18 protein-coding genes are annotated in these 22,762 nt (G+C 73.1%); 11 read left to right on the forward strand and 7 right to left on the reverse strand.

All coding sequences use genetic code 11. The features are described from left to right. Positions 1 to 3 precede the first annotated feature (3 nt). The 4 genes from PVK74_RS01275 to PVK74_RS01290 all read right to left on the reverse strand — a co-directional run bounded on the left by PVK74_RS01275 (position 4) and on the right by PVK74_RS01290 (position 4,999). Entirely contained in the window at positions 4 to 1,680 is a 1,677-nt protein-coding gene (locus PVK74_RS01275; RefSeq protein WP_274477969.1) for a CDP-glycerol glycerophosphotransferase family protein, read from the reverse strand. Positions 1,681 to 1,699: 19 nt separating this feature from the next. Continuing rightward, positions 1,700 to 3,199: a bifunctional cytidylyltransferase/SDR family oxidoreductase gene (locus tag PVK74_RS01280; protein WP_043325117.1), complete on the reverse strand. Its 1,500-nt coding sequence runs from the start codon at positions 3,197 to 3,199 to the stop codon at positions 1,700 to 1,702. A gap of 104 nt (positions 3,200 to 3,303) precedes the next feature. After that, complete coding sequence (locus PVK74_RS01285; RefSeq protein WP_030499725.1) at positions 3,304 to 4,104, reverse strand: ABC transporter ATP-binding protein; 801 nt, start codon at positions 4,102 to 4,104, stop codon at positions 3,304 to 3,306. Beyond that, positions 4,097 to 4,999 carry an ABC transporter permease gene (locus PVK74_RS01290; RefSeq protein ID WP_166456408.1) on the reverse strand — a complete coding sequence of 301 codons (903 nt, stop codon included), beginning with the start codon at positions 4,997 to 4,999 and terminating at the stop codon, positions 4,097 to 4,099. Before PVK74_RS01290 ends, PVK74_RS01285 begins: the two co-directional genes overlap by 8 nt. Positions 5,000 to 5,153: 154 nt before the next feature. Here PVK74_RS01290 and PVK74_RS01295 point away from each other — a divergent pair, with 154 nt between their 5' ends. The 3 genes from PVK74_RS01295 to PVK74_RS01305 all read left to right on the forward strand — a co-directional run bounded on the left by PVK74_RS01295 (position 5,154) and on the right by PVK74_RS01305 (position 8,142). After that, positions 5,154 to 5,786, forward strand: coding sequence for a TetR/AcrR family transcriptional regulator (locus PVK74_RS01295; RefSeq protein ID WP_043325115.1), 633 nt, complete (start codon positions 5,154 to 5,156; stop codon positions 5,784 to 5,786). 149 nt (positions 5,787 to 5,935) lie between these two features. Then, positions 5,936 to 7,042, forward strand: a complete 1,107-nt coding sequence (locus PVK74_RS01300; protein ID WP_043325114.1) for a DegT/DnrJ/EryC1/StrS family aminotransferase — start codon at positions 5,936 to 5,938, stop codon at positions 7,040 to 7,042. Positions 7,043 to 7,098: 56 nt separating this feature from the next. Then, the gene (locus tag PVK74_RS01305) at positions 7,099 to 8,142 is read left to right on the forward strand and encodes a Gfo/Idh/MocA family protein (protein ID WP_043325113.1); all 1,044 of its coding nucleotides are present in this window, start codon (positions 7,099 to 7,101) and stop codon (positions 8,140 to 8,142) included. A gap of 41 nt (positions 8,143 to 8,183) precedes the next feature. On the opposite strand, the gene PVK74_RS01310 is transcribed toward PVK74_RS01305, so the two are convergent. Beyond that, positions 8,184 to 9,824, reverse strand: coding sequence for a glycosyltransferase (locus tag PVK74_RS01310; protein ID WP_274477970.1), 1,641 nt, complete (start codon positions 9,822 to 9,824; stop codon positions 8,184 to 8,186). A 119-nt stretch (positions 9,825 to 9,943) separates the two neighbouring features. Here PVK74_RS01310 and PVK74_RS01315 point away from each other — a divergent pair, with 119 nt between their 5' ends. The 4 genes from PVK74_RS01315 to PVK74_RS01330 are packed head-to-tail and all read left to right on the forward strand — an operon-like array spanning position 9,944 to position 13,731. Further along, positions 9,944 to 11,158, forward strand: a complete 1,215-nt coding sequence (locus tag PVK74_RS01315; protein WP_223201138.1) for a glycosyltransferase — start codon at positions 9,944 to 9,946, stop codon at positions 11,156 to 11,158. A gap of 28 nt (positions 11,159 to 11,186) precedes the next feature. Next, positions 11,187 to 11,750 (forward strand): hypothetical protein, encoded by a 564-nt coding sequence (locus PVK74_RS01320; protein ID WP_051611092.1) that lies wholly within the window; start codon positions 11,187 to 11,189, stop codon positions 11,748 to 11,750. Beyond that, positions 11,747 to 13,129 carry a glycosyltransferase gene (locus PVK74_RS01325; protein WP_030499733.1) on the forward strand — a complete coding sequence of 461 codons (1,383 nt, stop codon included), beginning with the start codon at positions 11,747 to 11,749 and terminating at the stop codon, positions 13,127 to 13,129. The genes PVK74_RS01320 and PVK74_RS01325 overlap by 4 nt, the downstream gene beginning before the upstream one ends. Next, a complete protein-coding gene (locus PVK74_RS01330) occupies positions 13,126 to 13,731 on the forward strand; it encodes a hypothetical protein (RefSeq protein WP_064447476.1) in 606 nt (201 codons plus the stop codon). Before PVK74_RS01325 ends, PVK74_RS01330 begins: the two co-directional genes overlap by 4 nt. A 75-nt stretch (positions 13,732 to 13,806) precedes the next feature. Here the strand turns inward: PVK74_RS01330 and wecB are convergent, their stop codons facing one another. Further along, entirely contained in the window at positions 13,807 to 14,895 is a 1,089-nt protein-coding gene (wecB, locus tag PVK74_RS01335; RefSeq protein ID WP_274477972.1) for a non-hydrolyzing UDP-N-acetylglucosamine 2-epimerase, read from the reverse strand. A gap of 176 nt (positions 14,896 to 15,071) precedes the next feature. Between wecB and PVK74_RS01340 the strand changes: the two genes are divergently transcribed. Continuing rightward, positions 15,072 to 16,532 (forward strand): glycosyltransferase family protein, encoded by a 1,461-nt coding sequence (locus tag PVK74_RS01340; protein WP_274477974.1) that lies wholly within the window; start codon positions 15,072 to 15,074, stop codon positions 16,530 to 16,532. Between the two features lie 11 nt (positions 16,533 to 16,543). Then, a complete protein-coding gene (locus PVK74_RS01345; protein ID WP_274477975.1) occupies positions 16,544 to 18,421 on the forward strand; it encodes a DUF6311 domain-containing protein in 1,878 nt (625 codons plus the stop codon). Between the two features lie 9 nt (positions 18,422 to 18,430). Here the strand turns inward: PVK74_RS01345 and PVK74_RS01350 are convergent, their stop codons facing one another. Beyond that, complete coding sequence (locus PVK74_RS01350; protein ID WP_274477976.1) at positions 18,431 to 19,597, reverse strand: hypothetical protein; 1,167 nt, start codon at positions 19,595 to 19,597, stop codon at positions 18,431 to 18,433. 309 nt (positions 19,598 to 19,906) lie between these two features. Between PVK74_RS01350 and PVK74_RS01355 the strand changes: the two genes are divergently transcribed. Continuing rightward, positions 19,907 to 21,466, forward strand: a complete 1,560-nt coding sequence (locus tag PVK74_RS01355) for a glycosyltransferase (RefSeq protein ID WP_043325108.1) — start codon at positions 19,907 to 19,909, stop codon at positions 21,464 to 21,466. A 3-nt stretch (positions 21,467 to 21,469) separates the two neighbouring features. Then, entirely contained in the window at positions 21,470 to 22,753 is a 1,284-nt protein-coding gene (locus PVK74_RS01360) for a nucleotide sugar dehydrogenase (RefSeq protein WP_043325107.1), read from the forward strand. Positions 22,754 to 22,762 lie beyond the last annotated feature (9 nt).

The following is a 22,762-nucleotide window of genomic DNA, read 5'->3' on the forward strand; positions in this document are numbered from 1 at the left end:
GGCCTACACGACGGCGCGCTGCGCCGGGACCGCCCAGTCGGCCTCCAGCTCGCGGCGGGCGGCGGCGAGGAACGCCTCGGCGTAGGCGTCGGCGGGGAAGTCGCCCAGGTAGCGGGTGCGCGCCGCCCAGCGCTGCGCGGCCTTCGGGTCGGCGTCGAGCAGGTCGGTGATCACCTGGTCCACGTTGGACATGTCGCGCCGCAGCACGTAGCCGGACGCCGCGAGCGGGAACCGCTCGACGAAGTGTTCGCCGTCGGCGCCGGTGTCGGTGACCGCGTACGGCTTGCCGGAGTAGAGCCAGTCGGAGATGACGCCGGAGACGTCGGAGACCAGCGCGTCGGCGCGGTTGACGCACTCGGTGAGCGTCAGCTCGCGGGCCGCGGCGGCGCCGAACAGGTGCGGGCGGCCGGTCTTGGCCCGGTCGGCGGCGAGCAGCTCGGTGAGCCGGGCGAGCTGGCGGGCCGAGGCCGGGTTCTTGTCGGTGTACGGGTGGGCGCGCAGGATCACCGCCGCCCCGCGGTCGATCAGCCGGCGGATCAGCGTCTCGGCCACCGGCAGCGAGCAGTAGTTGGCGTCGGCGTGGTGCCCGGTCCACGTTGGGGTGTAGAGGACCGTCGGGTGCGCCGACGCGGCGACCGGCTCCCGGCGTACCTCGATGGCCTCGACCTGGGGCCGGCCGACCACGACGAACTTGTCGGCGGGGATCTCCACGCCGGCGCGGGCGTACCTGTCGATCGCGGCCTGCCCGGCCACGAAGATCTTGTCGAAGATGGCCGAGACCGGGTTGGCGCTCGGGGCCTTGTCGCTGTCGCCGTGGTGCAGCTGCACGTGGGTGAGCTGGTTGAACCGGATCAGGTGGGCGTTCTTCGCGCCGTGGTTGACGTAGAAGGCGACGCGCAGGCTGGGCACCAGCGCCTCGTCGAGCGCCTTCAGGGTGGGGCAGAGGACCACCGGGGCGCGGGTGGCGGCGGCGACGGCCGGCAGGAGCTCCGGCTCGCGCAGCACCACCATGAACGGGCGGCCGATCCGTTCCAGGTACGGCAGCCACATGGTGACCTGGTACTCGGAGCCGGGCGGCGCGGAGAAGTGCAGCACGAACTCGGGCTGGTGGCGGCGCAGCGCGCGGCCGACCGGGCCCCCGCCGGCGGGCGGCCGGAACCGGCGCCGGGCGAGGTCGAGCGCGACCGCCCCGCAGCCGGCGCCGACGAGCAGCGCGGCGGCGAGCGCCGTGAAGGCGGGCAGGGCCAGCGCGGCGGCGAGCGCCACCACGGCGAGCAGCACCAGCAGCGCGTCACCGAGCCGGGCGGCGACCAGCGGCGTCCACGTGCGTACCGGAAGGTTCGCCGCCCGGATCTCCAGCGCGCCGGCCTGCCGCAGCGGGCCGACCAGCAGCACCAGGCCGAGCAGGACCAGCGCGGTGGCGGCGAGGGCCGGGTCGAAGCCGTCGTCGAGGTGCCGGGCGTAGCCGACGAGGATGCCGGCGGCGACGAGCACCGTTTCGGCGAGACCGTCGGCGGACGGCCGGACCCGGCGTTCCCAGGCGGTGGCGGCGAGCGCCGCGACGGCCAGGGCCAGGCCCCAGCCGGTGGCGCCGGTGAGCGCCACGACCAGGAAGGCCAGCACCGCCAGCCCGGTGGTCAGTACTCGGGCGAGCAGCTTGCGGACCAGGTCACCACGCATCTGGCACGTCCCGTCGGTCTCAGGCGCCGGTGGACAGCTCGGACCGGTCGGCGCCGGGCTGCGCCGGTACGGCGGCGACCTGCTCGCCGGGGGACCGGCGCACGTCGACCACCTGGCCGGTCAGTTCGGAGATCAGCACGTCCAGGGACGCCTGCGCGACCGCCTCGGAGGAGAGCAGCGTGTGCTCCGGCTCCTCGCCGAACGCCCGCGTCCGCATCGGGGTGGCGGTGCGCTCCGGGTTGACGCAGTTGACCCGTACGCCGAACTCGGCCCACTCGTCGGCGAGCGCCTGGGTGAGGTTGACCAGCGCGGCCTTGGTGGCCGAGTAGAGCGCGTAGCGGGCCCGGCCCCGGGTGTACGAGCTGGACGTGTAGAGCAGCAGCTGGCCCTTGGTCTGCTGCAGGTACGGCAGCGACTGGCGCGCGATGGTGACCGGGCCGACGAAGTTGACGTGCAGGAGACGGTCCATCGTCTCGGAGTCCATCTCGGCGAGCGCGCCCTTCTCCAGGATGCCGGCGGTGACCACCACGTGGTCGATGCGGCCGGTGGCCTCGAACGCGGTCTTCAGCGCGGCGGTGACGTCCTCGGCGCGCTCGACGTGGGTGCCGGTGGTGGAGCGGCTGAACGGGAAGACCTGCGCGCCGTAGCCGCGGGCCAGCTCGGCGAGGTCGTGGCCGATGCCGTAGCTGCCGCCGAAGACCACGATGGTCCGGCCGGTCAGCTCCTCGGCGTAGCCGCGGTGGGTCAGCCGGGGCGCCTGGGCGGCGGCGAGCTGGAACAGCTTGTCGGCCAGGTGCACGTCGACCGGGTGGGTGACCTTGATGTTCTCGTCCGAGCCGTCGATCACCTTGATCGGCGTGCCGGGCAGGTAGCGCAGCACCACGCCGCAGTCGTCGGTGGCGGCGAAGTCGGGGTCGCCCTCGGCACGGCGGTACGCCTCGCGGATGGTGCCGGAGCGGAACGCCTGCGGGGTCTGGCCGCGGCGCAGCCGGGAGCGGACCGGGATGTCGGTGATGCAGTCGTCCGCGTCGACCTGGATGATCGTGTCGGCGGACGGGATGGCCACGTCGACGGCCGAGTACGTCCAGAGCGCGTTCACGCACTCGCGCACGATCCGGGCGCTGACCAGCGGGCGTACCGCGTCGTGGAAGAGGATGTTGACGTCGCCCTCGCCGACCGCGTCGAGCGCGATCCGGGTGGTGTCGTTGCGGGTCTCGCCGCCCTCGATCACCTTGGTGACCTTGCGGAAGCCGGCGTCGGCGACGATGCGCCGCGCGTCGTCGACGTGACCGGTGGCCATCAGCACGATGATCTCGTCGATCTCCGGCGCGGCCTCGAAGACGGCCAGGGTGTGCTCGATGATCGGCTTACCGGCGATCTTGAGGAGCTGCTTCGGGATGCCCAGCCCGAGGCGCGTGCCGGTCCCCCCGGCGAGGATCACGGCCACCGTACGCGCGGGTCGCCAGGGTGCCGGGCTCGCCGGCGCGGCGTCCGGTGCGGTGGTGTGGTCCTGCGTCATTGCCGTACCTCACTCTGGGTGAAAGGGGATGGATCCGAAAACCTTAACGCGGACGGCGGAGCGCACCGATCCGGGCGATCCCGGGACCGGTGCGCTCCGGCGGGCTACTTCTGGCCCTCGTACGCGTCGCAGACCTCCTTGGTGGGGCCGTCCATCCTCAGGACGCCGCCCTCCAGCCAGATGGTCCGCTCGCAGGTGTCCCGGATCGAGCCGATGGAGTGGCTGACCAGGAACACGGTGCCGGCGCTGTCGCGCAGCTCGCGGACCCGCTGTTCGCTGCGGACCCGGAACTTGCGGTCACCGGTGGCCAGCGCCTCGTCGATGAGCAGCACGTCGTGCTTCTTCGCCGACGAGATGGCGAAGCGCAGCCGGGCGCCCATGCCGGAGGAGTACGTGCGCATCGGCAGCGAGGCGAAGTCGCCGCGCTCGTTGATGCCGGAGAACTCGATGATCTCCGGGGCGATCTTCTTGACCTGGTCCGGTTGCATGCCCATGGCGAGGCAGCCGAGCACCACGTTGCGCTCGCCGGACAGGTCGTTGAGCAGCGCGGCGTTGACGCCCAGCAGGGACGGCTGGCCCTGGGTGTAGACCGCGCCGCGGGCCGGCGGGAGCAGCCCGGCGATGGCCCGCAGCAGCGTCGACTTGCCGGAGCCGTTGCTGCCGATCAGGCCGATCGCCTCACCCTGGTACGCGGTGAAGCTCACGCCCTTGACCGCGTGCACCTCGCGGATGTTCGGCGCCTTGGTGCGCGAGACGATCCGCTTGAGCGCGGAGACCGGTGTGGTGCCGCCGCTCGCGCCCTTGTGGATCCGGTAGATCACGTGCACGTCGTCCACCACGACTGTGGGCACGCGACCCGAGTCGATCACGGGACCGGCGTTCAGCGGCAGGGTCTGCTCAGCCACGGCCGTACTCCTTCTCTCCGCGCCAGAAGTAGACGAACCCGCCGATGCCCATGACGACCGCCCAGAACAGGCCCAGGGCCCAGAGCTTCGGCGGCGAGCTGACCAGGTGGGCCTGGTGGGAGTCGAGCAGCGAGTAGCGGGCCAGCTCGATGAAGACCAGCGGCGGGTTCCACTCCAGGAGGCTCGCGGCCCAGTGCGGCAGGTGCTCGCGGAACAGCGCCACCGGGTAGAGCACGCCGGAGGCGTACAGCCAGGTGCGCATCACGAACGGCATGATCTGCTTGAGGTCGGTGATCTTGGAGCCGATCCGGGCCATGATCATGGTGAGGCCGATGTTGAAGACCGTCTGGAGCAGCAGCGTCGGGGCGAGCAGCAGCCAGCGCCAGGTCACCGGCTCGCCGGTGAACAGCACGATCGCGCCCAGCACCACCATCGACATGAGCAGCTGCTGGAGCTGCACCAGCGTGACCGTGATCGGCAGCGCGGCCCGGGGGAACTGGAGCGCCCGGATCAGGCCCAGGTTGCCGGTGATCGCGCTGGTGCCGTTCGACACCGCGGTCTGGGTGAACATGAAGATGAACACGCCGGTGCACAGGTACGCGATGAAGTTCGACACGTTCCGGTTCTGCGACAGGATCACGCCGAAGATCAGGAAGTAGACCGCCGCGTTGGTGAGCGGTGTCAGCACCTGCCAGAGCTGCCCGAGCTGGGTGTTGCTCAGCGAGGACGCGACCTTCGCCCGCGAGTACGCGGTCATGAAGTGCCGGTACGCCCACAACCGGCGGGTGTACTCGCCCAGTGGTGGTCGTTCCCCGGCGACCCGCAACCCGTACCGCCGGGCCAGTTCGGCCCGGCTCAGTCCGGATTCGGGGTCGGCCACCGCGGTGTTGGCCATGATCAGGCGCTCCGATCTTTCGTGCTGATGGGGAGCAGTGCGGTGAACAGATCCAGCGTGGCCCGGCGGGGAGGAGCCGCCTCGCTGCTGCATGGAAGGTAGTCCACCGAACGTCGGGACGCAACCGTACCGTCGTTGCGCTACATTGTTCCACGTGACGACCGAGAAGAGGCGTGCCCCGGCCGGCGCGGCGGTGCTGCGCGGGGAGATCACCAGCGCCATCCGTACCGCCGTGATGCAGGAGTTGGCCGAGGTCGGCTACGGTCGCCTCTCCATCGAGGCGGTGGCCCGCCGGGCCGGTGTGAGCAAGACCGCCATCTACCGCCGCTGGCGGTCCAAGCTCGACCTGGTGCTGGACATGGTCTCCGCCGTGGCGGGCCGCAACATCCCGCTGCTGGACACCGGCAGCCTGCTCGGTGACCTGGAGATCCTGCTGCACGTGATGGCGCGTGCGCTGCGTCACCGGCTGGCCGCGCAGATCATCCCGGACCTGCTGGCCGAGGCGGCCCGCAACCCGCAGATCGCGGAGAAGCTGCAGGCCGCCCTGGACGACTACCAGCAGGCGGTGGGGCGGATCCTGATCGGCCGGGCGGTCGAGCGCGGCGAGCTGTCCCCGGACACCGACCGGCGCGCCGCCGTCGATCTCATCGTGGGGCCGGTGTACTGGCGGATGGCGATCTCCCGGGCCCCGCTGGAGCCCGCCGAGGTGCCCCGGATGGCGGCCGCGATCGTCGCCGCCCTGCGGGTAGCATGCGTGGGGCCTGTGCGCGACGAGGTGGAAGTCTGACCCGGGTCGCCCCCGGAGGGCCGTCGTCGATCATGAACAGAACGTCACATCCAGTCGGACAATCAGCGCGACCCGATTGTTTTCCTGACAGAGCGGTAGCATCCCCCGAAATGTCTCCCATGAACCACGTGTCGACAGGAGGAAGCCCCATGGCCGGGCCGCATCCAGAGTTCATTCCCCCCGCACGGCCGATCATCGGCGAGGCCGAGATCGAGGCGGCCGTCCGGGTGCTGCGGAGCGGCCGGGTCGTGCAGGGCCCCGAGGTCGCGGCGTTCGAGGAGGAGTTCGGCGACCTGGTCGGCGGCCGGCACTGCGTCGCCGTCAACTCCGGCACCTCCGCGCTGCAGCTGACGCTGATGGCGCTCGGCTTCGGCCCGGGCGACGAGATCATCGTGCCCTCGTTCTCCTTCGCCGCGAGCGCCAACGCGGTGCGGCTGGTCGGCGCCGAGCCGGTCTTCGTGGACATCGAGCCGGGCAGCTTCTGCGTCGACCCGGAGGCGGTCGCCGCCGCCGTCACGCCGAAGACCGTCGCGATCATGCCGGTACACCTCTACGGCCACCCGGCCGCGATGGACCGGATCATGACGATCGCGCAGCAGCACGGCCTCGCCGTGGTCGAGGACGCCGCGCAGGCGCACGGCGCCGAGCTGAACGGCACCCCGGTCGGCGCGTTCGGCACCGCCGGCTGCTTCAGCTTCTACCCGACGAAGAACATGCACGCCCTGGAGGGCGGCATGATCAGCACCGCCGACGCCGAGCTGGCCCGTACCCTGCGGCTGCTGCGCAACCAGGGCATGGAGCAGCGGTACGCCAACGAGATCGTCGGCGCCAACATGCGGATGACGGACGTGGCCGCCGCCATCGGCCGGGTGCAGCTCACCCAGCTCGGCGAGTGGACCGAGCAGCGCCGCGCCAACGCCAAGTTCCTCGACTCGGCGATCACCGGCATGGTCACCCCGCCGGTCGCCGACGGCGCCCGGCACGTCTACCACCAGTACACCGTGCGCGTCACCGGCAACCGGGACGCCGCCCAGGCCCGCCTCACCGAGCTGGGCATCGGCAACGCGGTCTACTACCCGACCCCGATCCACCGGCTCAAGCCGTACCTCGTGGACGGCAAGCCGGGCGCGTGGGACCTGCCGGAGACCGAGCGGGCCGCCGCCGAGGTCGTCTCGCTGCCGGTGCACCCGTCGCTGAGCCAGGCCGACCTGGAGCGGATCGCCGAGGGCGCGAACCTGGCCGGCGGTGCCCGGTGAGCGCGAGGAGTGAGTCGGGTTTGCGAGCCCCGCAGTCGCGAACGAAGGACAGCTCAGTGAGTGAAGGTCGCAAGCTGCGCGCCGGTCTGATCGGCCTCGGCGCCATGGGGCGCAACCACGCCCGGGTGCTGTCCAACCTCGACGGCGTCGAGCTGGTCGGCGTGGTCGACCCGGCCGGCGACGTGACCGGGACGCTGCGCGCGCCCGTCGTACCCGAGCTGAGCGACCTGCTCGCCCTCGGCGTCGACTACGCGGTGGTGGCCTGCCCGACGGCGCTGCACGAGCCGATCGGAATGGAGCTGGCCGCCAACGGCGTCTGCGCGCTGATCGAGAAGCCCCTCGCGCAGTCCGTCGACGCGGCGACCCGGCTGGTCGAGGCGTTCGAGGCCGCCGGCCTGGTCGCCGGCGTCGGCCACATCGAGCGCTACAACCCGGCGCTGCAGAGCCTGCGCACCCGCCTGGAGGCCGGTGAGCTGGGCGAGGTGTTCCAGGTCGTCACCCGGCGCCAGGGCCCGTTCCCGCACCGGATCGCCGACGTCGGCGTGGTGATGGACCTGGCCACCCACGACATCGACCTCACCGCGTGGGTGACCGGCCAGGAGTACACCTCGGTCTCCGCCCGCACGGTCTCGCGCAGCGGCCGGCTGCACGAGGACATGGTCGCCGTCGTCGGCCAGCTCGCCGACGGCACCATGGTCAACCACCTGGTCAACTGGCTGAGCCCGCTCAAGGAGCGGTCCACCGTCGTCACCGGCGACAAGGGCTGCTTCGTGGCCGACACGCTCACCGCCGACCTCACCTTCTACGCCAACGCCGCCATCGACACCGAGTGGGAGGCGCTGCGCGCGTTCCGCGGCGTGGCCGAGGGCGACATGGTCCGTTACGCCATCCCGAAGCGGGAGCCGCTGCTGGTCGAGCACGAGCGGTTCCGCGACGCGGTGGAGGGCAAGCAGAGCGACATCGTCACCCTGCGGCAGGGCCTGCGTACCGTCCAGGTCGCCGCCGCCCTGCTGGAGTCCGCGTCCGACGGCCGTACCGTGGCCGTGGGCCCGGCCGCCGCCGACCGGGACGGGCGCGGCCTGCAGCCGACCCCGGCCTGACACCGGCCCGGCCGGGCGTCACCGACGCCCGGCCGGCCCGGTCAGTCGATCCCCAGCAGACGGTCGAAGCCCGGTGCGTTCACCGACCAGTCCCAGGTGGCCGAGGCGTGCTTGGCCGCGGCCTCGCCGGCGGCCCGCCAGACCTGCTCGTCCGCGGTGACCGCACGGACGCGGGCGGCGGCCTCGGCCGGCGTCGCGACCACCCAGTCGGCCGGGAAGACGGTACGCGCACCGTGTTCCCCGCCGGCGAAGAACGGCCAGTCCCGCACCACCGGCACCGCGCCGCTCGCGGCGCCCTCCACTACGGCACAGTGGAAGCTCTCCCGCACCGAGCTGCTGAGCACCACGCCGATGCCGGTCAGCACACCCGGCACGTCGTCGGTGTGGCCGAGCCGGGTCACCGCGCCGGAGGGCGCCAGCTCGGCCAGATCCGTCTCCAGCGCCGCCGCGTAGTCGCGCGCCGCCCGGCTCATCCCGGTGTCGATGCTCCCGCCGACCAGCAGCAGGCGGTACCGCTCGTCGGCGGCGCGCAGCAGCCGCAGCACCTCGATCGCCCACCGCGGGTCCTTGGCGACCGCGCTGGTGCCCACCAGGCCGAGCGTGAACCGGGCCGCGGAGTCCTTCGGCCGCGCGAACGGGGCCAGGTCCATCGCGTTGCACAACACGTGGGTACGCGGCGCGTGCGCGCCGGTGAGCCCGGGCGCCACCCGGAGCGTGAAGTCACGCAGGTGCTCGGAGACGAAGACCACGTCGTCCACCCGGCTGAAGTCGATCAGGTTCGGCCACCTGCCGAACGCCTCGTAGCTGTGCAGCCGGACCACCACCCGGGTGTCGCCGGGGTCGACCAGGCCGACCATCACAGCGGTCGCCACGGCCCAGTCGACGAACACCGTGTCGGCCCAGTCCAGGTGCGGGCGCAGCCAGGCCTCGACCTGCCTGCCGTATTCGGTGTCGCGCAGCAGCGCCTCGGCGGTCATGCGCCTGGACTGCCGGATCAGCGGCCCGGCCACCGGGTCGTCGTCCAGCCGCACGTAACGCAGCTCCACATCGGGGTGGGCGGCGTAGCGCTCCCGGATCGCCTGCACGAAGTGCGCGCTTCCGTTGAGCAGCAGCAGCACCCGTTGCGGCCGGTCCGTCGGCGGCGGCGCGGCCGGCTGCCGGCGGCCGCGCGGCGTCAGCAGCGCCCGACCCACGGCGCTGCCGTGCAGCGGCGCGAGGAACGCCGCCGGATCGTCCGCCAGCGGCGAGTCGAGCTGGTCGAAGTGGATCACCCGGTGGAACTGGGTGTGCAGCACCCGGTGCAGCCGCCGGGCCGCCGCCTCGCCGTCACCCCGGGCGTACGCCCGGTCCGCCTCGGCCAGGTCGGCCTCGACGGCGGCAGTCAGGTGGGCCGGGGTGCGTCCCTCGGCGATCTCGTCGGCGGCCTCCTGCGCGAGCAGGTCGGCACGGGCGGCCGGGCCCACGCCACCGGCCACCGCGACCAGCGCGGCCCGGGACTCCGCCGCCGGCCAGCCGGCCCGGACCATGCCGGCGCGCAGGCGGCGGGCCAGCGACGACCGCGCGCCGGCCGGCAGCAGCGGCGCGGCCGCCAGGCCGTGTATCAGACGGGCCGCCGCGCGGTGACGCACCACCCGGGGAGCGGTGACGCGACGGAGCACGCCGGCTGCGAGCTTGCTGCCCATCTGGGCTGGGTCCTTCCGATCGCGGAGGCTGGCGCCGCAACGCCGACCCGCGTGGTCGGCGAGCGCGGTTCGTGCATGTTAACGTGGCGCGGTCCCTACTTGCGGCGAGGAAGGTTCGGGTGCCGGCAACTTCAGCACGGGACGTCGTCGTCCTCACGCCCTGGTTCCCGACCCGCGAACTGCCCTTCCGCGGCTCGTTCGTCCAGGCGATGGTCGACGCGACCGCACCGGTTTCCGACCGGATGACCGTCTATCACTGCGACGCCTGGGTGGCCGCCCTCGATCCGGCGGCTGAGCGCCGGGTCAAGGACGCCCACCGCGTCCTGCTCGGCCACGCCCGGCACCGCACCCCGACCGTCGGCGGCGCCGACCTGGTCTACGTCCCGGTGCCGGTGCCCCGCGGGCTGGGGCACGCGGAGATCGCCGACCGGCACGACGAGGCGCTGCGCGCGGCCCTCGGCGGCCGTCCGCTCACCGCACCGGTCGTGCACGCCCACGTCGGGCTGCCCAGCGGCTGGGCGGCGATCCGCAACGCCGGCCCGGACACCCGGGTCTACGTGACCGAGCACGCCAGCTTCCTGGACAAGGTGCTCGAGACCGCCCGCGGCCGGGAGATGTACGACGAGGTGCTCGACCGGTGCGCCGGTTTCCTCGCCGTGGGCGAGGGCGTCCGGGCCCCGCTGGTCGAGGCGTTCCCGCACCACGCGGACCGGATCGGCGCGATCGCCAACCCGATCTCCTTCGACCGGCCCCGTCCGACGCCGATCACCGCGCTGCGCCGGTGGCTGTTCGTCGGCGCGCTCTCCGAGCTCAAGGGCGTACCGCTGCTGCTGGAGGCGTTCGCGCGGTGCCGGCAGGACGACCCGGCACTGACGCTGACGCTGGTGGGGGAGGGCGCGCTGCTGGCGAGCCTGACCGCCCGGGCGGCCGAGCTCGGGGTGGCCGACGCGGTCACGTTCACCGGGGCGGTCCCGCCCGAGCGGGCGCTGGAGCTGATGCGGGAGCACGACCTGCTGGTGCACCCGAGCCGCCGCGAGACGTTCGGGGTGGCGGTCATCGAGGCGATCGCGGCCGGGCTGCCCGTCCTGGTCACCCGCTGCGGCGGTCCGGAGCGGACGCTGGCCGGCATCGAGGACGCCGCCGGTCAGATGATCGACGTGACAGACGACCCGGAGACGATCGTCGCCGGATACCGGCGGCTGCGGTCCCGGTTCCCCGACGACCTCGAACCGGCCCACGCCCGTAAGGCGCTCGCCGACCGGTACGGCTACGCCGCCGTCGCCGAGACGCACCGCCGCCTGTGGTTCTCCGACGAGGCCGACCCGGCGGTCTGACGCCGGGCGCCGCAGCTGATGGAGTGAGATGCACGTCCTTTTCCTGTCCGTCGGGTCGGTCCGGCGGCGCGCGGTCGTGGAGGAGTCCCGCCAGGTGATCGCCGACGGGGGCGCCGCCACCGTGGTGGTCGACAAGATGGGCCCCTGGAGTCGTGAGACGTTCGCCACCGGCGTGCGGGTGATCGACCTGGCCGCCCTGCAACGTCGGCTGCCGGCCGACCGGGTCGAACAGGCGGCGCTGTACAAGGCGCCCCGCAAGCTGCTGCGGACCATCGGCCGCGGTCCGCTGCGGAAGGTGTCGAAGCGGGCCGAGCGCGCGTTCCAGCGGCGCCTCGCCGACCCGGCGCACCGGGCGTTCGTGCGGATGCGCGGCGACCAGCGTGACCGGCTTCTCGCCCGGGCCTGCGCGCGTCCCACGGTGGATGTGCTCGTCGTCACCGATCCGGTGGCGATGCCGTACGCGGTGCGCCTGCTGGAGCGCCGACGCGGTCACGCGAGCCCGAGAGTCTGCTTCAGTTACGACTACTCTGGAGTGGCGACCGATGGCCAGAACCGACCCGACCCGGATTCCGCCCAGGGGGACAATCCATGACGCGCCCGACGCGCCGACCGCGCATCCTGTACCTGTCCTTCTACTTTCCGCCGTCGCGGGCCAGCGGCGTGTACCGGGCCCGGGCCACCGCGAACTACCTGGCCGAGCACGGCTGGGACGTGACCGCCTTCGCGTCGCCGCTGTCGTTCCTGCACCGCGTGATCGGCTCGGTCGACGAGCAGCTGGCCGAGACCGTGCACCCGTCGGTCCAGGTGGAGCGGCCCAACATCAGCCACTTCGCCTGGGAACGTGACCTGCACGCCTACGGCCGGTTCCGGGGCATGTCGCCGATCCTGGCCCGCAACCTCTACAACTTCGGGTTGAAGAAGTTCTTCCCCGAGCACTACCTGTCCTGGGCGCTGGCGTCGGTGCGCAAGGCGCTGCGGATGCACGCCCGGCGGCGCTTCGACGTGGTGCTCGCCACCGGCAACCCGTTCGCCTCGTTCGCCGCCGCCTGGATGATCCACAAGGCCACCGGCGTGCCGTTCGCCGTCGACTACCGCGACGCCTGGACGCTCAACATGTTCACCGAGGAGCCGGGGTACGAGCCGGGCCACCCCGCCTGGCGCTGGGAGCGCCGGATCCTGCGCGACGCCTCCGCCTCGATCTTCGTCAACCAGCCGCTGCTGGCCTGGTACGCCGACCGCTACCCGAACGCCGCGGACCGGATGATGGTGGTCCCCAACGGCTGGGACCCGGATCTGCTGACCCAGCTCGACGCGCCCACGCCGCCGTCCGAGTCGGACCGCGACCGCCCGCTGCGCTTCTCCTTCCTCGGCACCATGAACAGCACCCAGCCGGTGGAGCAGATGGCCGAGGCGTTCCAGATCGCCCGGCGGCATCCCGACCTGGCCGACGCGGAGCTGAACATCCACGGTCACCTCGGCTACTTCAAGCAGGGCAAGACCGACCTCATCGCGCGGCTCGGCCTGGTCGAGGGCGAGCAGGGGCACGCGCTGCCCGAGTACGGCATCCACTACCGGGGCCCGGTCTCCAAGACCGAGGTCGGCAAGGTCTACCAGGACAGCGACGTGCTGGTCTTCCTGGCCGGCGGCGCGCGGTACGTCACCTCCGGGAAGATCTTCGAGTACATGGCGAGCGGCAGCCCGATCGTCTCGGTGCACGCGCCCGGCATCGCCGCGCAGGACGTGCTGGCCGGCTATCCCCTCTGGTTCAACCCGGAGAGCCTCGACGTGCACGACATCGCCGAGTCGATGATCGCCGCCGGCAAGGCGGCCCGGGACATGTCGGCGAAGCAGCGTGCCGAGGCGCGCGCGCACGCCGACACGTTCACCCGGCAGGCGGTCACGGCGCCGCTGGAGGCCAGGCTGCGCTCGATGGTGCGGCGCAAGATCGAGGCGGGAAGGATCGCATCGTGACGTTCGACGACGCAGCCGGCAACCAGCCGCCCACCGCGGGCGCGTCCCGCACGCCGCGGGCGCTGCTGCTGGCGTTCAACCACAAACCGCACGAGAAGGTCGTGGCGCTGGCCGAGCGGCTCCTCGACGAGGGCGCCCGGCTGGACGTGGTGGTCCTCAGCGACACCAACTGGGCGGACCTGGCCGGCCGGCCCAACGTGCGGCTGTTCACCCTCGGCGCCGCGGAGAAGCGGCATCCGCTGCTGCGTACCGAACGGATCGTGGTCACCAGCGGGCCCCGGCGAGTGGCCCGCGGGCTGAGCCGGCTGGCCGGCGGCGGCACGGCGAGCGGGCTCAGCCGGCGGCAGGAGCGCCTGAGCCGGGCGTTCCACAAGCGAGTGTTCATGAAGGCGTACTCGAACGTGCGCCCGCTGGTGCTGTCCCGGCTGGCCGACAAGCGGCTGTCCGAACTGGACCTGGAGCGCGACCCGGTCGACCTGATCGTGGCCTCCGACGCGCTGTCCATCACGCTCGGCTGGCGGCTGGCCCGCCGCTTCCCGAACGTGGTCGCCACCACCTCGCTCGACCCGCCCCCGTTGGCGCAGCTCACCGCGGCGGCCTGACGCCGCCTGCCGCACCACGTGAAGCGGCCCGCCGGCACCGTCGATCGCGACGGCGCCCGGCGGGCCGGTCCGATTTCAGCGGGCGTGCTCGGCGAGCACCCGGACCACGTTCTCGGCCGCGTGGCCGTCACCGTACGGGTTGCCGCGCGCGGCGGCCGGCCGGGGCCGGGTGGCGGTCCGCACCCAGCCGTCGGCACCCAGCGCGGACGGGTCCGGAACCAGCCGGTTCCAGTCGTCCGCGAGGGTCTCCACCCACTCCGTCTCCGGGCGCAGCGTGGTGCAGGGCCGGTCCAGCAGGTACGCCTCCTTCTGCAGGCCGCCCGAGTCGGTCACCACACCGACGGAGCCGAGCACCGCGGCCACCATGCCGCCGTACGGCAGCGGCCGGCCCACGTGCAGCGCGCCGCCACCCAGCTTGATGCCGTGCTCCTCGGCGCGGGCCAGCAGGCGCGGGTGCGCCAGCAGGGCGACCGGCACCGGCAGCTCGGCGAGCGCGCCCACCAGCGCGGCCAGCCGCGCCGGGTCGTCGGTGTTCTCCGCCCGGTGCAGCGTGGCCAGCAGGTACGGGGCGTCCGGGTCGATGCCGGCCGGCAGCTCGGGGCGCGGCTGGTCACCGGCCAGCACGGCGTCACGCACCCGCAGGCACACGTCGACCATCACGTCGCCGACCAGCACGGAACGGGCGGCCAGGCCCTCGGCGGACAGGTGGCGCACCGCCTCCTCGGTGGGCGCCAGCAGCAGGTCGGCGCAGTGGTCGGTGAGGACGCGGTTGTGCTCCTCCGGCATCCGGCGGTTGAACGAACGCAGGCCCGCCTCCAGGTGGGCCACCGGCAGGTGCATCTTCACCGCGGACAGCGCGCCGGCGAGGGTGGAGTTGGTGTCGCCGTACACCAGCACCCAGTCGGGTCGTTCGGCCGCGAGCACCGGGTCGAGGGCGGCCAGTGTCTTGCCGGTCTGCACGCCGTGGCTGCCGGAACCGATGCCCAGGTGCACGTCCGGGTCGGGGATGCCGAGCCCGGAGAAGAAGACGTCGGAGAGGTCGGCGTCGTAGTGCTGCCCGGTGTGCACGATGACGTGCTCGTGCTCCGTGGCGGCGAACGCCGCGGCGATCGGTGCGAGTTTGACCAGCTGGGGCCGGGCGCCAACGATGCTGACGACCTTCATGTGGGTGATCCCTCCGATTGACTGTCCGTCCGACCGGGGCGGCGTCCGTGGGCGCCCCGCGGAACCGGCTGCGCCGGCCGGTGAGGGGAACCCCCACGCGGGCGATCCAGGCTAACATCGGGGCATTCCGCTTCTGGACGCCGACAAGGCCGGCACGAGCGCGAGGAAATCCCGTCATGGTCGAGTCGTCGGTCGTTCAAGAGCGCCCGCAGGAGCCGGCTGAGCCGCCCGCCGCCCGGCGGCCGCGTCCCCGGCCGCGCCCCGCGCAGCTCGTGCTCGCGGGCCTGGTCGTCGCGTTCGTCGCCGCGCGGCTGAGTATCGCCGCGCGGGCCGAGGCGTTCCGCACCTTCGACACCCGGTCGTACGCCGGGCTGCTCGACGGGCCGAACCCGACCGCGACGCTCTCCTTCACCGGGCACGCGCCGCGACTGTGGGGCACGCCGCTGCTCTACACGCTCGCCGGCAGCGATCCGGCCCGCGCGTGGGCGCAGGCCCTGATCAGCACCGCGGCGTGGGTGGTGCTCGTGCTGGCGCTCTGGACGATGCTGCGCGGCACGACCGCCCGGGTCTGCGCCGGGGTCGCGCTGTTCGTGCTGGCGCTGACCCGCGCGGTCTACGTGTGGGACCACACGCTGACCGCCGAGTCGCTCTCCATCAGCCTCGGCCTGCTCGCGTTCGGCCTGCTGGTGCTCTGGGTGCGCCGGCGCTCGTGGCCGCTGCTCGCCGCCACGGTCGTGGTGACCGTGTGGTGGATGTTCGTCCGGCAGGACATGCTGCTGTTCATCGCGCTGGTGCCGGCGGTGCTGGCGGTGCTGGCGTGGCGCAGCCGTCCGCACCGCTGGGCGGCGGTGGTGGCGCTGGTCGCGATCGGCGCCGGGCTGGGCTGGAACGCGGCGCTGCTCGGTCCCACCGACGAGACGTTCGCCAAGTGGAGCGCGTCGGGCCGCTCGCAGACCGACGAGACGTTCCTCTACCGGCTGATGGTCGAGGTGCAGCGCGACCCGGAGATTCGGCAGGTCTACCACCGCGAGCTCGGCATGCCGCGGTGCGTGGCGATCGAGGACCCGAGCCTGGTCCGGCGGTGGAACGTCCGCAAGTTCTCCGAGGCGTACGCGAACTGCCCCGAACTGCAGCGGTGGGCCGAGGAGCACGAGATGGCAATCGGCTTCCGGTACGCGATGGCCGAGCCGGATCACTACCGCGAGATCATGGTCGGCCGGATCCTGCCGATGGCGCTGGGCAGCACCGAGTTGCACACGTACGGCCGCCCGGTGTCGATGCTGCCGGACGCGGTCGAGAGGGTCTGGTACCCGCGCCGCGACCTGGTGCTTCCTCTGCTCGCCGGCGCCGTCGTGGCGACAGTGCTGGCGTGCGTGCTCACCGGCGCGGTCCGCCGGCGGCCGTGGCTCGTCCTGGCCGGCGTGCTCGGTGTGGTGGTGAGCCTGGTCAGTGTGCTCGCCAGCCTCATGCTGTCCGCCGGGGAGTACAGCCGGTTCGGCATCCAGGAGGCGATCTACCTGCGGATCAGCCTGGTGGTGCTGGCCGTGGCGGCGCTCGACGCGGCGCTGACCAGGCCGTGGAGACGCGCCGGGCGGGCGGCCCGGGGGGTGCCGGGCGACGACGCCGCGCAGCCGTAAACTCCTGCCTCATGACCGTTCCGGACACCCGTCCCACCGACCCCGCTGCGGCCACTCCCGGCGACACCTCGCCCGGCGACACGGAGGTCCGCCGGGCGCCGGAGCCGGCGGAGACCGGGACGGACGACGGCGGCCGCACCGAGGCCGGCGACGGGACCGGCGAGCGGCCGGTCCGGCGGTGGAGCCGGTGGGACGGCGTCGTCGCGGCGGTCTACCTGGCCTGGGCGCTCCTGGTGACCGCCCGCGGGTGGCGCAACCCGGACGGACGCCTGCTCGGCAGCCGCCCGGACGACCAGGGATTCAACGAGTGGATGCTGGCGTACGCGGCGCACGCGGTCCGGCACCTGGAGAACCCGTTCTTCACCACCGCGCAGAACGCCCCCGACGGCGTGAACCTGATGACCAACGTCGGCATGCAGCTGCCCGGGATCCTGCTGTCGCCGGTGACGCTGCTGTTCGGCGCCCCGACGGCGTACGTGCTGCTGATGACGCTCAACCTGGTCGGCACCGGCTACGCCTGGTACCACGTGCTGTCCCGGCACGTGGTGCGGTCCCGCGCCGCCGCGTTCGTCGGCGGCCTGTTCTGCGCGTTCGCGCCGGCGTTGGTGTCGCACAGCAACGGGCACCCGCACATGACCGCGCAGTGGCTGGTGCCGCTGATCGGCTGGCGGGTGCTGGCGCTGGCCCGGGGCGTCCGGGTGCTGCGGGACGGGCTGGTGCTCGGCGCGCTGATCGCGGCACAGTTCTTCATCAGCGTGGAGATCCTCTTTCTGCTCGCGCTCGGCTGCCTGCTCGCCGCGCTGGCCCATCTCGCGCTGGCGCCGAAGGTCGCGTTGCGACGCGCCCCCCGGCTGCTGGGCGGGCTGGGGGTGGCCGGAGCGCTGGTCGCTGTCGTCACCGCGTACCCGCTGTGGATGCAGTTCTTCGGGCCGCAGCACCGGATGGGGCACCCCGGCGGCCCCGACGTCTACGCCCTGAAGCTCGGCTCCTACGTGCGCTACGCGACCGAGTCGATCGCCGGCAGCCCGACCAGCGCCGGCGGGTGGGGCCCGAACACCACCGAGCAGGTCAGCTTCTTCGGCTGGTCGCTGGTGGTGGTGGCGGTCGCCGCCGCGTGGTGGCTGCGCAGGGAGGTCACGGTCCGGGTGCTGACCCTGGTCGCCGTGGTGTGCGCGCTGCTGTCGATGGGCACCACCTGGACCTGGGGCACCGAGCGGACCACGATCCCGGCGCCGTTCGCGCTGCTGCAGCACCTTCCGGTCTTCGACGCCGTGGTGGTGGCCCGCTTCGGGTTCATCACCACCATGGCCGTGGGTGTCCTGCTGGCGCTGGCCCTGGACCGGGTGGCGAGTCTCGCGCGTGACGAGGACCGGCTGCCGGCCCGGATCGCTGTCGTCGCGGTGGCTGCCGCGCTGGTGCCGATCCTGCCCACCCCGCTGCCGGCCCAGGGCCGTCCCGCGGTGCCGGACTTCGTCACCGCCGGCACCTGGCGTGACCACGTGGCCCCCGGCCGCACCCTGGTGCCGGTGCCGGTGGCGAACATGACCTCGGTCTACTGGGGCTCGGCGGCGCTGGCCGAGTTCGCGGTCCCGCAGGGCTACTTCCTCGCCCCCACGTCCAAGGAGGACCCGACCGGGCGGTGGGGCGTCGAGCCGCAGCCGACGGCGAAGCTGCTCACGCTGGTCGCGGAGGGCAAGCGCGGCACCGACGTGACGCCGGCCGAGGTCGCCCAGGCCCGCGCCGACGCCCGCTACTGGCGTGCGGACGCGGTGGCGCTGCCCAAGCACCGCCGGCAGGAAGACCTGCGCGTGGTGCTCGACGCCCTGTACGGGCCGGGCCGCCAGGTCGACGACGTGTGGCTCTGGGACGTGCGGCCGTTCAGCAACTGAGCGGCGCGGTCACGGCGACCGGTTCCAGATGATCAGGACGTAGCCGCCGAAGTAGGCGGAGACGATCAGCAGCGGGGCCAGCACGGTGACGGCCCGGGCCCAGCCGGCCCGGGCCAGCGCGACGGCGACCGGCAGCAGGAGCGGGAACGCGGGCAGCAGGAAGCGCGCCTTGGCGTGGTAGTAGCCGGCCGCGCCGAGCGTGGTGAGCAGGATCAGGCCGCTGTAGAGCAGGAGCTGCCAGGGCTGCCGGTCGAGGGCGCTGAGCACGAACAGCGCCAGCGCGATCAGCACCACGAGCGTCACCACGTACATGGTCAGCGCCGTGGGCTGCGCCAGCACGCGCTGCGCCACCCGGACCGTGTCGGCGCCGAAGTCGAAGGTGGTGCCCCAGCCGGCGTCCTGGATGTGGAACCAGCCGTCCGGCCGCCCGGTCTGCCAACCCACCCAGGCCAGGTACCCGACCCAGCCGGCCGGGGCGATCACCAGCGCGGCCCACGGGCGCCAGCCGTCGCGGCGGCGCAGCGCCGCGATCAGCGCCGCGAGGCAGACCACGGCGAGCAACGCGGAGCCGGTCGGCCGGGTCAGTCCGGCGCACAGGCTGAGCACGGCGGCGAGCAGCCACGAGCGGCGCAGCAGGGCGTACAGGGACCAGGCGGCGAACGCGGTGAAGATCCCCTCGCTGTAGCTCATGTTCTGCACGATGCTGTGCGGCAGCACGCCCCAGAGCACGGCGAGCAGGATGCCGACGCGGCGGTCGTACAGCCGCTCGCCGACGGCGAACAGGCCCCAGGCGGCGGCGAGCGCGGCGATGGCGGCGACCGCCAGCGCGGTGGCGCGCGCGCCGAGCGGGGTCAACGGTTCCAGCGCCCCGACCAGGCGGGGATAGAGCGGGAAGAAGGCCATGTCGCTCTGGACCCGGGCGTAGCCGTCGTAGCCGTCGCGGGCGATCCGCAGGTACCACACGCCGTCGGACCCGGTGAGCAGCACGGCCGGCCGGGCCCCGGTGGCGCGGGCCCAGAGCCAGAGCGTGACCAGCCCGACGGCCCGGACGGCGACGTAGCCGACGAGCGCGGGCAGGGCGTTGCGGAAGGCGGTCGCCAGCCGGTGCCCGAAGGAGGCCCGGTGCTGGGAAACCGTCTCCGCGGGCGGCTGGTGGCCGCGCGTCGGTGCGGTCATGCGTGGTCCTGTCCGAGTGATCTTCGCCCCCGGCGTCGGCGTCCGGGGCGTCGGCGACCGGCGGGAGCGCTCGCCCGGAGCCGGGTGCAGGGTAGCAACGGCGACACCGGTTTCCCGGCGCGGCCGGGCACCGGCCTCCCGTGCGGCGCTTGTCGTACACTCGCTCGGGTCGCACGTGCGACAGCGGTTGACACGGAGACGGACGGGCATGGGTTCTGACGGGGCGATCTCTGCGGCGGACCTGAGGGCGGCAGCCGCGGCACGGGGCGCCGTCACGATCGACAACTCGGCCCGGACGGCGGCCGGGCGGTGAGCCGGCCGGACGTAACGGTCGTCGTCGCGGTGTACAACACCATGCCGGACCTCACCACCTGCCTCGAGTCGCTCGTCAACCAGACGATCGGGCACGACCGGCTGCAGATCGTCGCGGTCGACGACGGCTCCACCGACGGCAGCGGCGCGGAGCTGGAGCGGTTCGCGGCGGCGTACCCCTCGGTCCTGACGGTGGTGCACCAGCCCAACTCCGGCGGGCCGGCCGCCCCGAGCAACCGGGCGCTGGACCTGGCCACCGGCCGGTACGTGTTCTTCATCGGGGCCGACGACCACCTGGGCCGCGAGGCGCTGGAGCGGCTGGTGTCGGCGGCCGACCGGTGGGGCTCGGACGTGGTGCTCGGCCGCATGGTCGGCGTGAACAAGCGCTACGTGCACCAGGAGATCTACGACCGGACCCGGTCCGACATCGACCTGTTCGACTCGCCGCTGCCGTTCTCGCTGTCGAACACGAAGCTGTTCCGGCGGGACCTGATCGAGCGTCACCACCTGCGCTTCCCGGAGGACATGGCGGTCGGCAGCGACCAGCCGTTCACGTTGGAGGCGTGCCTGCGGGCGGCCCGCATCTCGGTGCTCGCCGACTACGACTACTACTTCGCGGTCAAGCGCCTCAACTCCACGAACATCACCTACCGCAGCGACCATCTCGCCCGGCTGGAGTGTGTGGAGCGCATCGTCCGGTTCGTGGCCGACATGGTGGAGCCGGGGCAGCGGCGCGACGCGGTGCTGCGGCGCCACTTCGCCTGGGAGATCGCGAAGCTGTTCCGCCCCGACTACCTCAAGCTCGACGCCGAGACCCGGGAGCAGGTCCGGTCGCGGGTCGGCAAGCTGGTCCGGGAGTACCTCACCGACGGCATCCGCGACCGGCTCGACGCGGCCACCCGCGTGCTCGTCGGCACGGCCGCGTACGGCCGGCCGGAGGACCTGGTGGCGATCATCCGGCTGACCGCCGCCGACGGCCTGCCCTCGACGGTGGTCCGCGACCAGCGCTGGTTCGCCGCGTTCCCGGGCTTCGGTGAGGCGGGTGGCCTGAGTGACGAATGGTACGAGTTGGAGCCGGCGGCGAGCCGGTGGCTCGCCGCGCTGACCGCGGTTTCGGTACGCTCGGTGACCGGGCCCGACGGTGACCGGCGGGTGCAGATCCTCGCCCGCAGTCCCCGGCCGGATCTCGCCGACCTGGTCGGCGGGGACATGTCCGTGCGGGTGGGCGAGGCGGAGGCCGCCGTGCGGCTGCTGCCGGCCGACCCGATGGGCACGACTGTGGAGGCCACGTTCCGGCTCCCGGATCTGGCGGCCGACCTCGGTCCGGCGGGAACGACCCGGGCGGTCCGGGTCCGGGTGGCGGACAGCGCCGCCGTCCCGGTGCGGGGGTTCCGGCCGCCGCTGATCCACCGGGTGGTGTACCGCGACGGCACCCGACTGCATCTGGTCACGATCAACAACAACCACAAAGGTCACTTGGCGTTCACCGTCTGGCCGGTGACGCTTCGCCGGGTCGCGGCCCGTCTTCGGCGCCGGCTCCCCCGAGGAGGAAAGTAGTTCATGAACATCTGCGTCGTCGCGCTCGGCAAGATCGGTCTGCCGCTGGCCGTGCAGTTCGCGTCCAAGGGGCACCGGGTGATCGGCGCCGACGTCTCCGAGCGGGTCGTCCAGCTGGTGAACGACGGTGCGGTGCCCTTCCCGGGCGAGGCCGACCTGGACGTCAAGCTGAAGGAGACGGTCGCCGCCGGCCTGCTGTCGGCCACCACCGACACCGCCGCCGCGGTCGCCGAGTCGGAGGCGGTCGTCGTGGTCGTGCCGCTGTTCGTGGACGCCGAGGGCGTGCCGGACTTCGGCTGGATGGACGACGCCACCCGGGCCATCGCCCGTGGGCTGAAGCCGGGCACGCTGGTCAGCTACGAGACCACGCTGCCGGTCGGCACCACCCGCAACCGCTGGGCGCCGATGCTCGCCGAGGGTTCCGGCCTCACCGCCGGCACCGACTTCCACCTCGTGTTCAGCCCCGAGCGGGTGCTCACCGGCCGGGTCTTCGCCGACCTGCGCCGCTACCCGAAGCTGGTCGGCGGCATCGACGAGACGTCGGCCGCGCACGGCGTCCGGTTCTACGAGGCGGTGCTCGACTTCGACGAGCGGCCCGACCTGGACCGCCCCAACGGCGTGTGGGACCTCGGCTCGGCCGAGGCGTCCGAGCTGGCCAAGCTCGCCGAGACGACCTACCGGGACGTGAACATCGGCCTGGCGAACCAGTTCGCCCGCTTCGCCGACACCGTGGGCGTGGACGTCACCAAGGTCATCGAGGCGTGCAACACGCAGCCGTACAGCCACATCCACTCGCCGGGCATCGCGGTCGGCGGCCACTGCATCCCGATCTACCCGCGGATGTACCTGTGGAACGACCCGGCCGCCACCGTGGTGCGCTCGGCCCGCGAGGCCAACGCGGCCATGCCGGAGTACGCGGTCGACCTGCTCGCCGCCGCGTACGGCGACCTGACCGGGGTCGGCGTGCTGGTGCTCGGCGCCGCCTACCGCGGTGGCGTCAAGGAGACCGCCTTCTCCGGCGTCTTCCCGACCGTCGAGGCGCTGCGCCGCCGGGGCGCGGTGCCGTACGTGTCGGACCCGATGTACAGCAACGAGGAGCTGGCCGCGCACGGCCTGCCCGGCTACGACGGCGAGCCGCTCGGCGCCGCGGTGATCCAGGCCGACCACGCGGAGTACCGCACGCTGTCCCCGGCCGACCTGCCCGGCGTGACGGTGCTCGTGGACGGCCGGCGGGTCACCGACCCGGAGCGCTGGACCGGCGTGCGCCGGGTGGTCATCGGAGGCTGACCGCACACG

This window comes from Micromonospora chalcea, from assembly GCF_028768405.1.
Classification (GTDB): domain Bacteria; phylum Actinomycetota; class Actinomycetes; order Mycobacteriales; family Micromonosporaceae; genus Micromonospora; species Micromonospora chalcea.

Bases quoted from the DNA above. Each gene is read 5' to 3' on its own strand.
- PVK74_RS01340 (WP_274477974.1), top strand. From the start codon at position 15,072: ATGGTCGAGTCGTCGGTCGTTCAAGAGCGCCCGCAGGAGCCGGCTGAG.
- PVK74_RS01275 (WP_274477969.1), bottom strand. From the start codon at position 1,680: ATGCGTGGTGACCTGGTCCGCAAGCTGCTCGCCCGAGTACTGACCACC.
- PVK74_RS01360 (WP_043325107.1), top strand. From the start codon at position 21,470: ATGAACATCTGCGTCGTCGCGCTCGGCAAGATCGGTCTGCCGCTGGCC.
- PVK74_RS01290 (WP_166456408.1), bottom strand. From the start codon at position 4,999: ATGGCCAACACCGCGGTGGCCGACCCCGAATCCGGACTGAGCCGGGCC.
- PVK74_RS01350 (WP_274477976.1), bottom strand. From the start codon at position 19,597: ATGACCGCACCGACGCGCGGCCACCAGCCGCCCGCGGAGACGGTTTCC.
- PVK74_RS01280 (WP_043325117.1), bottom strand. From the start codon at position 3,199: ATGACGCAGGACCACACCACCGCACCGGACGCCGCGCCGGCGAGCCCG.
- PVK74_RS01300 (WP_043325114.1), top strand. From the start codon at position 5,936: ATGGCCGGGCCGCATCCAGAGTTCATTCCCCCCGCACGGCCGATCATC.
- PVK74_RS01320 (WP_051611092.1), top strand. From the start codon at position 11,187: ATGCACGTCCTTTTCCTGTCCGTCGGGTCGGTCCGGCGGCGCGCGGTC.
- PVK74_RS01325 (WP_030499733.1), top strand. From the start codon at position 11,747: ATGACGCGCCCGACGCGCCGACCGCGCATCCTGTACCTGTCCTTCTAC.
- PVK74_RS01310 (WP_274477970.1), bottom strand. From the start codon at position 9,824: ATGGGCAGCAAGCTCGCAGCCGGCGTGCTCCGTCGCGTCACCGCTCCC.
- PVK74_RS01345 (WP_274477975.1), top strand. From the start codon at position 16,544: ATGACCGTTCCGGACACCCGTCCCACCGACCCCGCTGCGGCCACTCCC.
- wecB (WP_274477972.1), bottom strand. From the start codon at position 14,895: ATGAAGGTCGTCAGCATCGTTGGCGCCCGGCCCCAGCTGGTCAAACTC.